The 18926-nt window shown below is 58.1% G+C and carries 13 protein-coding genes and 1 tRNA gene; all 14 read right to left on the bottom strand.

Annotation, left to right across the window (positions count from 1 at the left end; all coding sequences use genetic code 11):
- Nucleotides 1-2: 2 nt before the first annotated feature.
- Nucleotides 3-89 (bottom strand) — tRNA-Leu (locus OCV66_RS00205).
- A 45-nt stretch (nucleotides 90-134) separates the two neighbouring features.
- Nucleotides 135-1514, bottom strand: a complete 1380-nt coding sequence (locus OCV66_RS00200; RefSeq protein ID WP_054327674.1) for a sodium-dependent transporter — start codon at nucleotides 1512-1514, stop codon at nucleotides 135-137.
- Nucleotides 1515-1552: 38 nt separating this feature from the next.
- Nucleotides 1553-2050, bottom strand: coding sequence for a tRNA adenosine(34) deaminase TadA (gene tadA / locus OCV66_RS00195; protein WP_107632058.1), 498 nt, complete (start codon nucleotides 2048-2050; stop codon nucleotides 1553-1555).
- A gap of 132 nt (nucleotides 2051-2182) precedes the next feature.
- Entirely contained in the window at nucleotides 2183-3247 is a 1065-nt protein-coding gene (gene mreB / locus OCV66_RS00190; protein WP_054327675.1) for a rod shape-determining protein, read from the bottom strand.
- Nucleotides 3248-3373: 126 nt separating this feature from the next.
- Nucleotides 3374-5623, bottom strand: coding sequence for an SF1B family DNA helicase RecD2 (recD2, locus tag OCV66_RS00185; protein ID WP_147573631.1), 2250 nt, complete (start codon nucleotides 5621-5623; stop codon nucleotides 3374-3376).
- 24 nt (nucleotides 5624-5647) lie between these two features.
- Nucleotides 5648-5947: a hypothetical protein gene (locus tag OCV66_RS00180; protein ID WP_054327679.1), complete on the bottom strand. Its 300-nt coding sequence runs from the start codon at nucleotides 5945-5947 to the stop codon at nucleotides 5648-5650.
- A 157-nt stretch (nucleotides 5948-6104) separates the two neighbouring features.
- Nucleotides 6105-6359, bottom strand: coding sequence for a hypothetical protein (locus OCV66_RS00175; RefSeq protein WP_054327680.1), 255 nt, complete (start codon nucleotides 6357-6359; stop codon nucleotides 6105-6107).
- Nucleotides 6360-6454: 95 nt separating this feature from the next.
- Nucleotides 6455-7660, bottom strand: coding sequence for an elongation factor Tu (tuf, locus tag OCV66_RS00170; protein ID WP_054327681.1), 1206 nt, complete (start codon nucleotides 7658-7660; stop codon nucleotides 6455-6457).
- An 81-nt stretch (nucleotides 7661-7741) separates the two neighbouring features.
- Complete coding sequence (gene fusA, locus OCV66_RS00165) at nucleotides 7742-9844, bottom strand: elongation factor G (protein WP_147573630.1); 2103 nt, start codon at nucleotides 9842-9844, stop codon at nucleotides 7742-7744.
- 36 nt (nucleotides 9845-9880) lie between these two features.
- Nucleotides 9881-10351 carry a 30S ribosomal protein S7 gene (gene rpsG / locus OCV66_RS00160; protein WP_054327683.1) on the bottom strand — a complete coding sequence of 157 codons (471 nt, stop codon included), beginning with the start codon at nucleotides 10349-10351 and terminating at the stop codon, nucleotides 9881-9883.
- Between the two features lie 191 nt (nucleotides 10352-10542).
- Nucleotides 10543-10962, bottom strand: a complete 420-nt coding sequence (gene rpsL, locus OCV66_RS00155) for a 30S ribosomal protein S12 (protein ID WP_054327684.1) — start codon at nucleotides 10960-10962, stop codon at nucleotides 10543-10545.
- Between the two features lie 67 nt (nucleotides 10963-11029).
- The gene (locus OCV66_RS00150) at nucleotides 11030-11272 is read right to left on the bottom strand and encodes a ribosomal L7Ae/L30e/S12e/Gadd45 family protein (RefSeq protein ID WP_054327685.1); all 243 of its coding nucleotides are present in this window, start codon (nucleotides 11270-11272) and stop codon (nucleotides 11030-11032) included.
- Between the two features lie 202 nt (nucleotides 11273-11474).
- Nucleotides 11475-15008, bottom strand: a complete 3534-nt coding sequence (gene rpoC, locus OCV66_RS00145; protein ID WP_054327686.1) for a DNA-directed RNA polymerase subunit beta' — start codon at nucleotides 15006-15008, stop codon at nucleotides 11475-11477.
- Nucleotides 15009-15061: 53 nt separating this feature from the next.
- Nucleotides 15062-18769: a DNA-directed RNA polymerase subunit beta gene (gene rpoB, locus OCV66_RS00140; RefSeq protein WP_147573629.1), complete on the bottom strand. Its 3708-nt coding sequence runs from the start codon at nucleotides 18767-18769 to the stop codon at nucleotides 15062-15064.
- Nucleotides 18770-18926: the final 157 nt, after the last annotated feature.

Below are 18926 nucleotides of genomic sequence, written 5' to 3'. Positions count from 1 at the left end.
TATGGTGCCGGTGACCGGACTCGAACCGGTACGCTGTCGCCAGCGGTGGATTTTGAGTCCACTACGTCTACCAATTCCATCACACCGGCATATTTGGTGCAGCAAAATTATTATATCATACTGCACCACCGTTTTCAAGAGAACAGGAGCAAAATCTTGTCCTTTATTCCCAGCACGAAAATCACCAGCACAATCAGCGGCAGGATATAGCTGACATAGACACGTATCCCATCGCGCACCTTAAAGCCGCCGCCCTCGTTGGCCTCCTCCTTAAAGTTTTTCCAGCCCCAGCCATAACGGCTGGTACAGAACAGCAGATATATGATCGACCCCAATGGCAGCCAAATGTTGGAAACCAGGAAATCCTCCAGATCCAGCACAGCGGTCCCCTCGCCAAACGGCTGGAAGCCCGACCAGATGTTATAGCCCAACACACAGGGAAGCGAGAGCAGGATTATCAGGATGATGTTCACCCCTGCAACCTTTTTCCGGCCAGCGCCGGTCAGGTCCATGCCGCAGGAGATGATGTTTTCAAAAACAGCCAAGACCGTGGAAAACGCCGCAAACGCCATGAACACAAAGAACAGACTGCCCCACAGCCGGCCCATCGCCATATGATTGAAAATATTCGGCAGGGTGACGAAAATCAGGTTCGGGCCGCTGTCCGGCGAAACGCCAAACGCAAAGCAGGCTGGGAAAATAATCAGACCCGCGGTGAACGCAACAAATGTATCCAGGATTGCCACATTGACCGCTTCACCCAGCAGGGCGCGGCTCTTACCAACGTAGCTTCCAAAAATCGCCATCGCGCCAATGCCCAGAGACAGCGTAAAGAACGACTGGTTCATCGCGCCGACAATGACATTGACAATGCCAGCTTCCTGCATCCGGTTCAGGTCCGGAATCAGGTAGAACTTCAGTCCCTCGCCTGCGCCTTCCGTCAGGATACTGTTCACCGCCAGAATCACCATGATCGCCAGCAGCGCGAGCATCATCACCTTGGTCACACGCTCCAAGCCGCTCTGCAGTCCAAACGAATTGATTGCGAAACCCACAACGACGACAACGACCATCCAGCCCCCCATCACAAGCGGCTGGCCAAGCATTTCGGGAAATACTGCCTGCACCTGTTCGGTCGTCGCCCCTTCAAACCGTCCGGAAGCGGTCAGATAGAAATAATGCAGCATCCATCCGCACACGGTCGTGTAAAACATCATCAGCAGGTAGTTGCCAATCATGGCCAGATAACCGTGGATATGCCATTTCTGCCCCGGCTTTTCCAGCGCCTGATAAGCGCGCACCGGACTTTTCTGACTGGCGCGGCCCACCGCAAATTCCATCGTCATAATCGGCAGCCCCAGGATGATTAGGAAGAGTACATAAAACACGACAAACGCGCCGCCGCCGTACTGGCCTACCATCCATGGAAACTTCCATACATTTCCCACGCCGATGGCGCACCCTGCCGAGAGCAGGATGAAGCCCAAGCGTGAGCCCAATCTTTCTCTTTGCATTGCTACATACCCCTTATAAAACTTACATCTTTATATTTTCAAACGTCCGCGACGTCTGATTTCTCCTGAAATCGCAGCCGCCTGCGCTTTTCCCGCAGCGCGCGGAAAAAGTCTCTGAGGATCGCTGCGCACGCCTCCTCCATCACGCCGGAAACGACCGTCGGCCTGTGGTTATACGGCAGCGCGAACAGGTCGACCAGCGTGCCGCATGAGCCGGCTTTCGGATCGGGCGCCCCGTAATATACCGTTTTGATCCGCGCGTTGATGATAGCGCCCGCGCACATCGGACACGGCTCCAACGTAACATACAGGTCGCATTTATGCAGCCGCCAGCCGCCCAGCTTTCTGCACGCCTTTTCGATGGCCTCGATCTCCGCATGATGGAGCGCGTTTTTTTTGGTCTCCCTGCGGTTCCGGCCGCGGCCGACGATTTTCCCTTCGCAAACAACCACCGCGCCCACCGGCACCTCGCCCTCCTCCGCCGCCTTTTGGGCGAGACGGAGCGCTGCTTTCATATATTTTTGCTGTTCTGTCATCTACCTGCCTCCGCACCGCTCCATCAAAAACACCCGTCCAATGGCGGGTGTTTTTTGCCTTGCCTTTACTGGATGCAAGCCTCGGCAACGCTATACTGCTGCGTAGCATATGGACACAGGCTTTGCGCCCGTTTATTGCATCATCTGACGCTGCCGCGAAAGGTTCATCGTTCCATCCTGCATGCCGGACAGGTTCTCCAAGCAGTTGCCCGTGCCGTAAGCGACACAGGAAATCGCTTCATCCGCGATGTGGGTCGGGATGCCGGTCTTGGACGCGACCAGTTTGTCGAAGCCCCAGATCAGCGAACCGCCGCCGGTCATCACGATGCCGTTGGTCGAAATATCGCCGGTCAGCTCAGGCGGCGTCCGCTCGATGACCCAGTGGATCGCCTCGACGATCGACGCGCTGACTTCCTCCAATGCGTCCAGCACCTCGGTCGAGTTGACCGAGAACGTGCGCGGCAGGCCGGTCATCAGGCAGCGCCCCTTGACCTCCATCGATACCTCTTCCGTACGCGGATAAACACAGCCGATGGTCTTTTTGATCTGCTCCGCAGTGCGCTCGCCGATCAGGGCGTTGTGCTTTCGGCGGACATATTTGACGATCGCTTCGTCGAACTTATCGCCCGCAATCTTGATCGAAGTGGATTCCACGATGCCGCCGAGCGAAATAACCGCAACATCGGTCGTACCGCCGCCGATATCGACCACCATGTTGCCGTTGGGCTTTGCAATATCGATGCCCGCGCCAATCGCCGCCGCGACCGGCTCCTCGATCAGGAAAACACGCTTTGCGCCCGCCTGGGTGCCGGCATCGATCACCGCGCGTTCCTCGACCTCCGTGATGATCGAAGGCACGCAAATCACCACGTTGGGCTTAAACAGGCGGAAGCCCTGCACCTTGCGGATAAATTCCTTGATCATGCGCTCGGTCATTTCATAGTCTGAAATCACGCCCTCGCGCAGCGGACGGATGGCAATAATGTTGCCCGGTGTGCGGCCCAGCATCTTCTGCGCCTCCGCGCCGACGGACAGGATCTTGCCCGACACCTTATCCACCGCGACAACCGATGGTTCGTTCAGCACCACGCCCTTCCCCTTAACGTAGACCAGAACCGTCGCCGTGCCGAGGTCAATGCCGATATCACTCGAAAAAAGCGAAAACTTTTTCGCTAATGTTTCCAGAAAAGAAGCCATAATCTTCATTCATCCTTTTTGCTCTGTTACCGCCGATTTGCAGTATTTTTATTATACCCCATACACCGGTCGGTTTTCAAGGCTATTTGCGAAAATATTGTCAAATCGACAACATTTCCCTGCGTTTTATCCGAGAACCGATGCATTCGGCGTCGGTTCCGCGCGCAGGCGCGCCTTGAGCGCGCTGTACCTCCTGCCTTTCTGGTTGTTTTCCACCATATAAGCGACTGTATCCGCGCTGCCGACGATCACCAGAAGCTGCTTGGCGCGCGTGATCGCGGTATAAAGGATGTTGCGCGTCAGCAGGCGGCGCGGCAACCCGTCGGACAGCGCCAGTACGACCGCGTCAAACTCGCTGCCCTGCGACTTGTGTACCGTGACCGCATACGCCAGTTCCAGCTCGCCCAGCATATCATAGGTGTAGGTTGCGATGCGGTCGTCAAACCGGATGACCATGCATTCCTGCTGCGGGAATATCTGTAGTATTTCCCCAACATCGCCGTTGAATATGCCGGTCCCCTGCTCCTCGTCCTCCCGACGCTCCCATACGATGTCGTAATTGTTGCGCACCTGCATCACCCGATCCCCCTCGCGGAATATCCAGTCCCCGAAGCGCTTTTCCAACTTGCTTTCCGCAGGTGGATTGAGAGCTTCCTGTAAGCGCCGGTTGAGCGCCACCGTGCCGCTCCCCTGCCGCTTGGCGGGCGACAACACCTGAATCTGCGCAGGGGTAAAGCCGTAATGCTTCGGCAAGCGCGACGCGCAAAGCTGCGCGACCGTTTCGATCACCGCGGACGGCTCGGAGCGCTTGAGAAAGAAGAAGTCTCCGTCCGCGCCGGATGGAACCGGCATTCGGCCCGCATTGACCGCATGCGCATTCATCACGATATCGGATTTCTGCGCCTGCCGGAAAATCTCGGTCAGCCCAATTGTCGGAACACGGTGTGAGCCGATCATATCCCGCAGGAAATTCCCCGGTCCCACCGGCGGGAGCTGGTCCGCGTCACCCACCAGCACCAGCCGCGCCCCATGCGGCAGCGCCTCGACCAACGCCTGCATCAGCGTGATATCCACCATGGATACCTCGTCCAGAATCACCGCGTCGCATTCCAACGGATTCGTCAGGTTATGCGCAAAGGCGGTGCGCCCTCCGGCGGCAAAGCCGGCTTCCAGCAGCCGGTGGATGGTTCTGGCCTCTATACCGGTCAGATCGGATAAGCGTTTGGCCGCCCGTCCGGTTGGGGCCGCGAGCAGCGTGTGCAGTCCCAATGCCTCAAAAACCTGCAGGATGCCGCGCACGGTGGTCGTTTTGCCCGTACCCGGCCCGCCGGTCAGGATCACAAGCCCGCTGCGCGCCGCCACGGAAATGGCCTGCTTCTGCTTTTCCGAATAGGGAAATTCACTGCCCTCCATCAGCGCGCCGAGCAGCTCGTCCACGTCAAAGTCATACAAAAAGCAGCGCTCCGCCATACCGCCCAGCATCTCTGCGAGATAGGCTTCAGCATCATGGATGCTGCGCAGATAGACCGCGTCCCTGCCCGCAATCTGTTCCCGCACCAGTTTCCCGCGCTCGCTCAGCCGCAGGATGCTCTCCAGCGCCCGCGCCTCATCAAACTCCACATCCTCATCCGACAGCAGCACGCAGACCGTATGGGTCAGCTTTTCCATCGGTATGAACGTATGCCCGTTATCCAGGTTAAACGTCAGGGTATACAGCACGCCCGCGTCTGCCCGTTCGTCCGACAGCAACGACAGCCCCAGCTCCATTGCCAGCCCGTCTGCGATACGGAATTCAACATCATAATACGGATCGCACAGCAGATATGGGTTCTCACACAACGCGTCGATCGCACTGTCATGCAACCGCTTATACAGCAGCGGCGTCAGCGATACCGGCAGGTTATGCTCGCTCAAAAAATCCATCAGCAGGCGCATTTCGCTTTGCTCGATAAACTGCCTGCCGATTTCCCGCGCTTTCTTTTCCGTAATCCCCCTGATCTCAGTCAGGCGGTCGGGAGCATGTGTCAGAACGTCAAAGGTATCTTCCCCAAAGCGCTCCGCAATCCGCGCCGCCAGGCGCTGCCCCACACCGCGAATCAGTCCGGAACCCAAGTATTCGGCGATGCCGCGCACGGACGATGGCAGACGCCGCTCAAACGCTTCTGTGGCGAACTGCTCTCCATAGGAGGGATGTGTAACCCAATAACCGGTCAGGATTACCTGTTCCCCGGGTCCGATATTGGGGAACGTGCCGGTCGCCGTTACCTCCGCCCCCTCTTCGGACGCAAGGCGCAGCACGGCGTAACCGTTTTCCTGATTATAGAAAACGATCTGTTCCACCGTGCCGCGTATCAATACGTATTCTCTTTCGTCCACCCGATATGTTCCTCTACTTCCGTGTCATTCCAAATACATCATGTCCTGCCGCGCCGCCATATGCTTCGCCACATTTTGGCCCTGTCCGCTGCCGATCTCGACGAATGTGATAGACATGCTGGGCAGATACTGCTTACGGATCCGCAGGGCGGTCCGGATCAGCTGCTCGCTCGACGCGTCGCAGCCATCCCCGTACAGCGTCAGCTCCGCCGAGCCGTGCAGCCGCAGCATACGTACAAAAACGATTTCATACACGGTGTGCAAAACGGTATAAAACCCTACCGCAGCAAATACCGCCAGCACAGATTGCCAGAAAACAGACATGGTTTTCCCCTCCTGCTTTCAGCCTATGCCGCGGGCGGGCTTCATGTTACGCGGCGTTATATTAATTGTATCACAAGTCGGCAAAAAAGTAAAATACCGCCACACAACGGGGGCTGCAGGCTTCGCGTCCGCAGCCCCCGCACCGTCCGTTTGCCCTTTACGTCTCGTGCTCAATGCACCACTCGGTCAGATCCTCGCTGTTCGTGCCGCGCATCGGATGCGCCCGTCCGCAGTTCCGCTCATGCGGCGGCAGCGCCTCCCCCTGCGTCTGAACGTCTTTCTGGCGGTGACAGTTACTGATCTCATGTTCGCTGCTGCGCGCCGCAACGCTCGGTTTGCTCCGCTCCATCCATTCAATATTCTTTTTTGCGGATTCCAGCTGCTGGGCAGAAACCTCATGCTCGTTTTTCATCAAGCATCCCTCCTCACAGCTATTGTGTCGCACGCCCGCACGCTTTAGACAAGAAAAAACTCCCATGCGAAGCATGGGAGTTTAATGATTGCCAATTAGTCGGCGTTGATCTTGGTAACAACGCCCGAACCAACCGTACGGCCACCCTCACGGATAGCGAAACGAAGACCTTCCTCGATCGCGATCGGGGTGATCAGCTCAACGTCCATCTCAACATTGTCGCCCGGCATGCACATCTCAACGCCCTCCGGCAGAGCGATAACGCCGGTAACGTCAGTGGTGCGGAAGTAGAACTGGGGACGGTAGTTGTTGAAGAACGGAGTATGACGGCCGCCCTCTTCCTTCTTCAGGACGTAAACCTGACCGTGGAACTTGGTGTGCGGATGAATGGAACCCGGCTTCGCCAAAACCTGGCCGCGCTCAATCTCGGTCTTCTGGATGCCGCGGAGCAGCGCGCCGATGTTGTCGCCAGCCTCAGCGTAGTCCAGCAGCTTACGGAACATCTCGATGCCGGTAACAACGGTCTTGCGCGGCGCGTCCATCAGGCCGACGATCTCAACTTCCTCGCCCATCTTCAGCTGGCCACGCTCGACACGGCCGGTAGCAACCGTACCACGGCCAGTGATGGAGAATACGTCCTCAACCGGCATGATGAACGGCTTGTCAGCCGCACGGTCCGGCGTCGGGATATAGGAGTCAACAGCATCCATCAGCTCGCGGATGCAAGCGTACTCCGGCGCGTTCGGATCAGTGGAGTCAGAGGTCAGAACGCCCAGCGCGGAACCGCGGATTACCGGAATGTCGTCGCCCGGGAACTCATAGGAGGACAGCAGATCGCGGATCTCCATCTCAACGAGATCGAGCAGCTCCTCGTCGTCAACCTGGTCAACCTTGTTCATGAATACAACGATATACGGAACGCCTACCTGACGAGCAAGCAGGATATGCTCACGGGTCTGCGGCATCGGGCCGTCAGCAGAAGAAACAACCAGGATCGCGCCGTCCATCTGAGCAGCGCCGGTGATCATGTTCTTAACGTAGTCGGCGTGGCCCGGGCAGTCAACGTGCGCATAGTGGCGGTTCTTGGTATGGTACTCAACGTGAGCGGTATTGATCGTAATACCGCGCTCCTTCTCCTCCGGCGCCTTGTCGATGGAGTCGTACGCCTGATACTCAGCCTCGCCCTCGAGAGCCAGAACCTTGGTGATCGCCGCGGTCAGCGTGGTCTTGCCATGGTCAACGTGGCCGATGGTACCGATGTTAACGTGCGGCAGGGAGCGGTCAAATTTTTCCTTTGCCATTGTGGATATCCTCCTCGTAAATTGAATTCATAGTCATGGTGAGTTTATTCTACTGCAAATCACAGAAAAATGCAATAGTTTTTAGTTGTCTTTGTTACGGGTGTCCATAATCTTTTCCTGGATGCTCTTGGGTACTTCCGTGTAATGGCTGGGCTGCATGGTGTATTGGCCACGACCCTGCGTGCTCGAACGCAGCGCGGTCGCATAGCCGAACATCTCGCTCAGCGGAACGGCAGCGGAAATCGCCTGCACACCGCCGCGCGGCTCCATACCCTGAATCTGGCCGCGGCGGGCATTCAGGCCGCCGATGACATCGCCCATATAATCCTCCGGCACCATAACGTCAACCTGCATGATAGGCTCCATCAGAACCGGATCCGCCTTCTTCATCGCTTCCTTGAACGCCATGGAGCCGGCAATCTTGAACGCCATTTCAGAGGAGTCAACCTCGTGGTAGGATCCGTCATACAGGGTAACCTTGACGTCGACTACCGGATAACCCGCCAAGATACCGGCCTGCATCGCACCCTGGATACCCTGGTTGACAGGCTCGATATATTCCTTTGGAATCGCACCGCCGACGATCTTGTTGATGAACTCGTAGCCCTTACCGGACTCGTTCGGTTCAACAATGATCTTGACATGGCCGTACTGGCCCTTACCGCCAGACTGACGCGCATACTTCTGATCTACGTCCGCAGAGCGGCGGATGGTTTCCTTGTAAGCAACCTGCGGCTCGCCGACATTCGCCTCTACCTTGAACTCGCGCAGCAGGCGGTCGACGATGATCTCGAGGTGCAGCTCGCCCATGCCGGCGATGATGGTCTGACCAGTTTCCTCGTCGGTATAGGTCTTGAAAGTCGGGTCCTCTTCCGCCAGCTTTGCCAGCGCAATACCCATCTTCTCCTGACCGGCCTTGGTCTTAGGCTCGATCGCAACGCGGATAACCGGCTCTGGGAAGTTCATGGACTCCAGAATGATCGGGTGCTTCTCGTCGCAGAGCGTGTCACCCGTGGTGGTATTCTTAAAGCCGATGCCCGCGGCGATATCGCCTGAATAAACCACATCGATATCCTGACGGTGGTTTGCGTGCATCTGCAGGATGCGGCCCAAGCGCTCGCGCTGGTCCTTGGTCGCATTGAGGACCGAGGAACCCGCAGTGATCGTACCCGAGTAAACGCGGAAGAACGTCAGTCGGCCGACGAACGGGTCGGTCGCAATTTTGAACGCCAGCGCAGAGAACGGCGCCTCATCGGAGGACGGACGGGAATCATCCTCGCCAGTCTTGGGGTTGACGCCCTTGATATCCTCGATGTCGGTCGGCGCCGGCATATAGTCGATAACCGCGTCAAGCAGCATCTGGACGCCTTTGTTGCGGTATGCGGTGCCGCACAGAACGGGAATGATCTGATTGCCAATGGTACCCTTGCGGATTGCAGCCTTGACCTCCGCAGCGGAGATCTCCTCGCCCTCGAGGTACTTCATCATGAGATCCTCGTCAAGCTCGGCAGCGGCTTCCCACAGCGCGTCGTGATACTCCTGCGCCTGATCCATCATATCGGCCGGAATTTCCTCGTCGCGGACATCCTTGCCAAGATCGTCATAGTAAACCTCCGCACGCATGGTCACCAGGTCGATGATGCCGCGGAACGTCTCCTCTACGCCGATCGGAAGCTGGATCGGCACTGCGTTGCACTTGAGTCGGTCCCTCATCATGCTGACAACATTGAAGAAGTCGGCACCCATGATGTCCATCTTGTTGACGAACGCCATACGCGGCACCTTATAATCATCAGCCTGATGCCAAACCGTTTCGGACTGAGGCTCAACGCCGCCCTTGGCGCAGAAAACAGTGACCGAACCGTCCAGTACGCGCAGAGAGCGCTGCACCTCGATGGTGAAGTCAACGTGGCCCGGGGTGTCGATGATGTTGATACGGTGCTCCGGAAACTGATGCTGGGAGCCCGACCAGTGGCAGGTGGTTGCGGCAGAGGTGATGGTGATGCCGCGCTCCTGCTCCTGTTCCATCCAGTCCATCGTAGCGGTACCGTCGTGGGTATCGCCGATCTTGTGGTTTACACCGGTGTAGTACAGAATACGCTCGGTGGTAGTGGTTTTACCGGCGTCGATGTGCGCCATGATGCCGATATTTCTGGTTCTTTCCAGGGAATATTCTCTAGGCATATTGCTCTCCTTTCAAAGCGTAAAACGGATCGCAGATTAATAGCGGTAGTGCGCGAATGCCTTGTTCGCTTCCGCCATCTTGTGCGTATCCTCACGCTTCTTCACAGCGCCGCCCAGATTGTTGCACGCGTCCATGATCTCGCCGGCCAGGCGCTCGCGCATAGTCTTCTCGCTGCGGGCGCGGGCATACTTGGTAATCCAGCGCAGGCCCAGGGTCTGACGACGCTCCGGACGGACTTCCATCGGCACCTGATAGGTGGCGCCGCCTACACGACGGGCCTTAACTTCGAGCGACGGCATGATGTTCTCCATCGCTTCCGTAAAGACCTCCAGCGGTTCACGTCCGGTTTTCTCACGGACGATATCAAAAGCACCATAAACGACCTTCTGCGAAACGCCTTTCTTGCCGTCCAGCATGATCGAGTTGACCAGCTTGGTGACAAGCTTAGAGTTGTAAAGCGGATCGGGTAGAACGTCTCTCTTCGGGACATTACCTCTTCTTGGCACTTTGCTTCCCTCCTTCAAAAATATTTGATTTCATAGGTACTCCGGCTCAGCACATAGGGCAAGCCGTTGTAATGCCTGTCCGAGGTAATACACCCGTATATGCAATCGGATATAAAACGCCTCAGACAAAGCATGAGAGTGCTTTGCTGAAAAAACTTTAACTTTTCTCGCAAAACGTGTGGGTCGGCAGCTTACTTGCCTGCCTTCGGACGCTTAGCGCCGTACTTGGAACGAGCCTGACGGCGGTTTGCTACGCCCTGGGTATCCAGCGTGCCGCGGATGATGTGGTAGCGGACGCCGGGAAGGTCCTTTACACGGCCGCCGCGAACCATAACGACAGAGTGCTCCTGCAGGTTGTGACCTTCGCCCGGGATGTAAGCGGAAACTTCCATCTGGTTGGTCAGCTTGACACGAGCAACCTTACGAAGCGCGGAGTTCGGCTTCTTCGGCGTCATGGTTTTAACCGTCGTGCAGACGCCACGCTTCTGCGGAGCAGACTGGTCGGTGGCTTTCTTCTTCTGAGAGTTATAGCCTACCTGAAGAGCCGGCGCCGTAGATTTGTAAACGACTGCCTCGCGCCCCTTACGGACGAGTTGGTTAAAAGTTGGCATTTTATTTCCTCCTTCTTTCAAAAGTATTTATGAAAAACGCGCGCCGCGCGTATTCCATCAAACAGCATCAGCGCAGGACTGTGACGACCGCAGCACCGACATCGATGCCCGCCGCGTCCCCCAGCTCCGCCATGGTGGTGATTTCCGTGATCCTGGTATCCGTCTCGCTGCAAAGCTCGTAAATGGGACCTACCACGCGTTTTTCCGCGTCCAGCGCAACATAGACCTCAGCCGCCGCGCCGTCCCGAATCGCCTTTTTCGACTGCTTCACACCGATGACCTTGTGCGCCGTGCGAAGTTCTGAAAGCATACTAACCCTCCTATACGGCATACTTCATTAGTATAATTGCTTTCCGGCATGAAGTCAAGCACTTTTACAGAGATTTTTCACCATTTCTGCCATAATATGCGTTTGCTACATCGTTTACAGCGAAAAAATGCGCCACTGACCGTAAAAACAAGGGAACGCCTTTCAGCATTCCCCTGTTTTGCAGAATTTATACTTTTCCGATTCAGCCGAGATCGACCGTCTGCTCGTAATGTCCGTCGCAGTATTCGGTCATGCCGGAGCCTGCCGGAATCAGCTTGCCGATGATGACGTTTTCTTTCAGGCCCATCAGCGGGTCTACCTTGCCCTTGATCGCGGCGTCGGTCAGCACGCGGGTTGTTTCCTGGAACGACGCGGCGGACATCCAGGAGTCGGTCGCCAGCGACGCCTTGGTAATACCCATGAGCGTCGGCTCGGCCACCGCCAGGCGGAGACCCTCCTCGCCCGCGTCGATACGGTCCTGCACCTTCTGGTTATAGTCCTCAAACTCAAGCAGATCCATTACCGAGCCGGGCAGCACCTCTGCGTCGCCCGCGTCCTCGACGCGCACCTTGCGCATCATCTGACGCACGATGACTTCGATATGCTTGTCGTTGATATCAACGCCCTGCTGGCGGTAAACCTTCTGCACTTCCTTGATCTCATAGTCATGCACTGCACGCGGATCGAGGATGCGCAGGATATCATGCGGGTTGAGCGAACCTTCGTTGAGCTGGAAGCCCTGCTCGACCTCCTGCCCATCGGTCACACGGATGCCGGAAGACGACGCGAGCTGGTAAGAACGCATATCGCCTGTTTCCGAATTGACGATGTTGACTGTCTTGACCGTGGTGCGCTTGGACTCCTCAATGGTGATGACGCCGCTGATCTCCGCAAGGGTTGCGGCCTTCTTGGGCTTGCGTGCCTCGAACAGCTCTTCAACACGCGGAAGACCCTGCGTGATATCCGAGCCGGCAACGCCGCCGGTGTGGAACGTACGCATGGTGAGCTGGGTACCCGGCTCGCCGATGGACTGCGCGGCGATGATGCCGACCGCCTCGCCCTTGCCGACCGGCGTACCCATCGCCAGATTCATGCCATAGCAGTGCGAGCAGACACCCTTGCGCGCGCGGCATTCGAGGACCGAGCGGATCTGTACGCGGGTGATACCGGCCGCGATGATCGCGTCCGCGTCCGCATCGTTCATCATCTTGCTCTTGGGTACGATCAACGCGCCTGTTGCCGGATCGCAGATATCGTCGACCGGATACCGGCCGAGCAGACGCTCGCGCAGCGGCTCGATGACCTGATTGCCTTCCTTAATATCCTCTACCCAGATGCCCTTGGCCGCGCCGCAGTCCTCCTCACGGATGATCACGTCCTGGGAAACGTCTACCAGGCGGCGGGTCAGGTAACCGGAGTCCGCAGTACGCAGCGCGGTATCTGCCAGACCTTTACGCGCGCCGCGCGCAGAAATGAAGTATTCCAAAACCGAGAGACCCTCGCGGAAGTTGGACTTGATCGGAATCTCAATCGTCTTACCCGAGGTGGACGCCATCAGGCCGCGCATACCGGCGAGCTGGCGGATCTGGTTGATCGAACCACGCGCGCCAGAATCGGCCATCATGTGGATCGGGTTGAAGCGCTGCTCGCGCATGTTTTCCTGCAGCTTGGCGGTAACCTTTTTGGTCGTGGATTCCCACTCGGCGACCGTCAGGCGGTAGCGCTCGTCGTCCGTGATAAAACCGCGCTTGTATTTTTTATCGATCTTGGCGACCTGCTGCTCGGATTCATGGATCAGGGTCGCCTTGTCGTCCGGCACCAGCATATCGGCCACCGCAACGGTCAGCGCGCCCTTGGTCGAATATTTGTAGCCCATCGCCTTGATTGAGTCGAGAACCTCGGCCGTTACATTGAAGCCATGCACATGGATGCACTTGTCAATGATCTTGCCCAGCTCTTTTTTGCCGCAGGTGAACATGATCTCCAGATCGAATTTCTTGTCCGGATCCGAGCGGTCGACAAAGCCGAGGTCCTGCGGAATGCGCTCGTTGAAGATCAGGCGGCCCGGCGTCGCGTCCACAATGCGGCTCTCCATCTTGCCGTTGATCTCCTTGGTCACGCGCACCTTGATCGGCGCGTGGATGCCGACAACGCCCTCCGCATAAGCCATCAGCGCTTCATCGGCGTCGCGGAACACCTTGCCGGTACCCGGCTCGGTATCGCGGTCGATGGTCAGGTAATAGGAGCCCAGCACCATATCCTGCGACGGTACGGTGACCGGCTTGCCGTCCTGCGGCTTGAGAAGGTTGTTGGCGGACAACATAAGAAGGCGCGCCTCGGCCTGCGCTTCTGCGGACAGCGGCACATGCACCGCCATCTGGTCGCCATCAAAGTCCGCGTTGAACGCCGTACAGACGAGCGGATGCAGACGGATGGCGCGGCCCTCGACCAGCACCGGCTCGAACGCCTGGATGCCCAAGCGGTGCAGCGTCGGCGCGCGGTTGAGCATGACCGGGTGACCCTTGATGATACCGGCGAGCACATCCCAAACCTCGGGCTTGGCGCGCTCGACCATCTTCTTGGCGGATTTGATATTGGACGCCGTTCCGTCCTCCACCAGCTTTTTCATTACAAACGGCTTGAACAGCTCAAGCGCCATCTCTTTGGGCAGGCCGCACTGGTAAATCTTCAGATCCGGACCGACAACGATAACCGAACGGCCGGAGTAGTCGACGCGCTTGCCGAGCAGGTTCTGGCGGAAGCGGCCCTGCTTGCCCTTGAGCATGTCGGACAGGCTCTTGAGCGCACGGTTGTTCGGGCCAGTGACCGGCCGGCCGCGGCGGCCATTGTCGATCAGCGCATCCACCGCCTCCTGAAGCATGCGCTTCTCATTGCGCACGATGATATCGGGCGCGCCCAGCTCCAGCAGGCGCTTTAAGCGGTTGTTGCGGTTGATGACGCGGCGGTACAGGTCGTTGAGGTCCGAGGTCGCGAAGCGGCCGCCGTCGAGCTGCACCATAGGGCGGATCTCCGGCGGGATGACCGGAACCACGTCCATGATCATCCATTCCGGACGGTTGTGAGACAGCCGGAACGACTCTACGACCTCCAGACGCTTGATGATGCGCAGGCGTTTCTGTCCGGAGGATTCGCGCAGTTCCGCGGTCAGCTCCTTGGAGAGCTGGTCGAGATCCAGCTCCTGCAGCAGTTCCTTGATCGCCTCCGCGCCCATGCCGGCGCGGAAATCGTCCTCATACTTTTCGCGCATGTCGCGGTACTCCGCCTCGTTTAGGATCTGCTTTTTCATCAGCGGGGTATCGCCCGGATCGATCACAATATAGTTGGCAAAGTACAGGACCTTTTCCAGCACGCGCGGGCTGATATCCAGGATCAGACCCATGCGGGACGGGATGCCCTTGAAGTACCAGATGTGCGAGACGGGCGCGGCCAGCTCAATATGGCCCATGCGCTCGCGGCGGACCTTGGCGCGCGTGACCTCGACGCCGCATTTGTCGCAGATCTTTCCCTTGAAGCGGACTTTCTTATATTTGCCGCAGTGGCACTCCCAATCCTTCGTGGGGCCAAAGATGCGCTCGCAGAACAGGCCGTCCTTTTCCGGCTTGAGCGTGCGGTAGTTAATGGTTTCGGGTTTTTTGACTTCACCATACGACCACTCGCGGATCAGGTCGGGCGAGGCCAGGCCGATCTTGATGGCGTTAAACGTATGATATCCCATATATTTTCAGATGCTCCTTCCCAATTCACAGATGATTCCGGCCGGCCGCTGGCTTATTCGCCCAGGCCGTCGTCAAAATCACCTTCGGCATCGTCGCCGTCCTCGTCGGCGCTGTCCAGTGTAAAGAGATCGGTGTCGCCCTCCTCGGCGTCGTTGATGCCGAAGCCAGCCGCGGTGAATTCATCATCCGCGCCCGAAACAGCCTGCTCCATCGGGCGGATGAAATCTGCATCGTCGTCCTCGTCGTCCGCCAGCTCGATAACCTCCATGTTCTCGTCGAGCACCTGAATGTCCAGGCACAGGCTCTGCAGCTCCTTGACCAGAACCTTGAAGGATTCCGGCACGCCCGGCTGCGGCACGTTATGGCCCTTGACGATCGCTTCATAGGTCTTGACACGGCCGGTGATATCGTCCGACTTGACAGTCAGGATCTCCTGCAGGGTATAGGCGGCGCCATAGGCTTCAAGCGCCCAGACTTCCATTTCGCCGAAGCGCTGGCCGCCGAACTGCGCCTTGCCGCCCAGCGGCTGCTGGGTGACCAGCGAGTATGGGCCGGTCGAACGGGCGTGAATCTTATCGTCTACCAGATGATGCAGCTTGAGGTAGTACATATAACCGACGGTAACGCGGTTGTCAAACTGCTCGCCCGTGCGTCCGTCGTAAACAACGCTCTTGCCGTCCTCGCCCACGCCGGCGGCAACCAAGGTCTCCTTGATGTCGTCCAGGGTCGCACCGTCGAACACAGGGGTTTCAACCTTCCAGCCGAGCTTTTTCGCCGCGAAGCCGAGGTGTACCTCGAGCACCTGCCCGATGTTCATACGGGACGGAACGCCCAGCGGGTTAAGCACGATATCAAGCGGACGGCCGTCCTCCAGGAAAGGCATATCCTCCTGCGGCAGAATACGGGATACAACGCCCTTGTTGCCGTGGCGGCCCGCCATCTTATCGCCGACCGAAATTTTGCGCTTCTGCGCGATATACACGCGCACAACCATGTTCACGCCCGGCGAAAGCTCGTCGCCGTTCTCGCGGGTGAACACCTTGACGTCCACCACGATACCGGATTCGCCGTGCGGCGCGCGCAGCGAGGTGTCGCGCACCTCGCGCGCCTTCTCACCGAAGATCGCGCGCAGCAGGCGTTCCTCGGCGGTCAGCTCGGTCTCGCCCTTGGGGGTTACCTTGCCGACCAGGATGTCGCCCGCCTGCACCTCCGCGCCCACGCGGATGATGCCGCGCTCGTCGAGGTTGCGTAGCGCGTCCTCGCCGACGTTCGGGATGTCTCGAGTGATCTCCTCCGGCCCGAGCTTGGTGTCGCGGGATTCGGATTCATATTCTTCAATGTGGATCGAGGTATACACGTCGTCGCGCACCAACCGCTCGTTGAGCAGGACGGCGTCCTCGTAGTTGTAGCCCTCCCAGGTCATAAAGCCGATCAGCGCGTTCTTGCCAAGCGCGATCTCGCCCCTGTCGGTCGATGGGCCGTCCGCCAGCACGTCGCCCGCCTTGACGCGCTCGCCCAGATCGACGATCGGGCGCATGTTGATGCAGGTGGATTGGTTGGAGCGCAGGAACTTGGTCAGATGATAGGTCTTTTCCTCGCCGTTGTCATACTGCACGACGACCTCGCGCGCGGTCACGCGGGTGACGACGCCGTCGCTCTCGGCCAGCGGGATGGTGCCCGAGTCGACCGCCGCCTTGTATTCCATGCCGGTGGCCACGACCGGCGCTTCGGTCTTTAAGAGCGGCACAGCCTGACGCTGCATGTTCGCGCCCATGAGCGCGCGGTTTGCGTCGTCATGCTCGAGGAACGGGATAAAAGCGGTCGCAACCGAAACCATCATGCGGGGCGAAACGTCCATCAGATCAACGTCCTTGCGGTCTACCTCGACGAACTCGTCGCGCATGCGGCAGGTGACGCGGTCGTTCAGCAGGTAGCCGTTTTCATCGATCGGCTCGGTGGCCTGACAGACAATATACTCGTCCTCCACGTCCGCGGTCATATACTGCACCTGGTCGGTCACGCGGCCGTCTTCCTTATCGATGATGCGGTACGGCGCTTCGATGAAGCCAAAATCGTTGATGCGCGCATAGGTCGCCAGATACGAGATCAGGCCGATGTTCGGACCTTCCGGCGTCTCGATCGGACACAGGCGGCCGTAGTGCGAATAGTGTACGTCGCGCACCTCAAAGGATGCGCGGTCGCGCGACAGGCCGCCGGGGCCAAGCGCGGACATACGGCGCTTGTGCGTCAGCTCTGCCAGCGGGTTGTTCTGGTCCATGAACTGAGAGAGCGGCGAAGAGCCAAAGAATTCCTTGATGGCCGCGGTCACCGGGCGGATGTTGATCAGCGACTGCGGGGTGACGATGTCCAAATCCTGAATGGTCATGCGCTCGCGGATAACGCGCTCCATGCGGCTGAAACCGATACGGAACTGGTTCTGGAGCAGCTCGCCCACGCAGCGCAGGCGGCGGTTGCCCAGGTGGTCGATGTCGTCGGTCGTGCCGATGCCATGACCCAGGTTGAGCAGGTAGCAGATCGAGGCGAGCATGTCGTCCACGATGATAGTCTTGGGAATCAGGTCGTGAATGCGGGTCTGCACGGTCTTTTTCAGCTCGTCGCCCGAAGCGCCCGAATCGATGATCTCTTTGAGTACGGAAAAGCGCACCTTTTCCTTTACGTCCAGCTCCTCAGCGGTAAAGCCGGTGTACTCCTGGAAGTCGCCGATATCGACCATGCCGTTGCCGAACACCTTGACGGCAGTTCCCTCGCTCGATTCAATCACAGCATGGTTGACGCCCCGACGGGACAGCAGGCGCGCCTTGTCGCGGGTGAGGATTTCCTCCCCCTCGGCCAGCACCTCGCCGGTCATGGGATCGACCACCGGCTCGAGCAGCTTATGGCCGGTGATACGGCGGGCGATGTCCAGCTTCTTGTTGTATTTATAGCGGCCGACCGCGGAAATATCATAGCGGCGCACGTCGAAGAACATCGCGTCCATCAGGCTGGTCGCGGACTCGACCGTGGGCGGCTCGCCCGGGCGCATTTTCTTGTAAATCTCAATCAGCGCCTCGTCCGAGGTATGGGCGGGGTCCTTGTCGAGCGTGGCGACGATCAGCGGGTCCTCGCCGAACAGTTCCTTGATCTCCGCGTCGGTCTTGACGCCGATGGCGCGGATAAAGCTGGTGATCGGGATTTTGCGGTTCTTGTCGATGCGGACGTAGAACACGTCGTTCGCATCGGTCTCATATTCGAGCCACGCGCCGCGGTATGGGATAACGGTTGCGGACAGCAGCAGCTTATCGGTCTTGTCATACTCCCTGCCATAGTAGACGCCGGGCGAACGGACGAGCTGGGAGACAATCGCGCGCTCCGCGCCGTTGATGATAAAGGTTGCGGAATCGGTCATCTTCGGGAAATCACCCATGAAGATCTCCTGCTCCTTGATCTCGCCGGTTTCCTTGTTGCGCAGGCGCATGCGGACCTTGAGCGGCGAAGCATATGTGGCGTCGCGCGCCTTGCATTCCTCTACGCTGTACTTCGGCGCCTCGTCCATCGAGTAATCGAGGAACGAAAGCTCCAGATTGCCGGTGTAGTCCGTGATGGACGCGGTATCGGCGAAAACCTCGCGCAGTCCTTCGTCAAGGAACCACTGGTAGGACTTTTTTTGCACCTCGATCAGATTGGGCATCTCCAATATCTCGTTGATGCGTGCAAAGCTCTTTCGCGTGGTTTTGCCGTGCTGTACGTCTTTCACCTTCATGTGCTTTGATCACTCCGTTTCTTTCGGCTGTGTTGGTGTTGATACGCCCGGCGGCGTGGCAAAAATATCATTTTGGGTCTTGCATTTTGACCAAGACCGTGCTAACATGTATTTAGGAGTCGGGATAATTTCCCGATTTTGTTAAGCGTTTTATTAT

Source organism: Agathobaculum ammoniilyticum, from assembly GCF_025567315.1.
GTDB lineage: Bacteria > Bacillota > Clostridia > Oscillospirales > Butyricicoccaceae > Agathobaculum > Agathobaculum ammoniilyticum.
The sequence above is the reverse complement of the archived record's forward strand: the minus strand, read 5'-3'. Positions and strand labels throughout refer to the sequence as shown.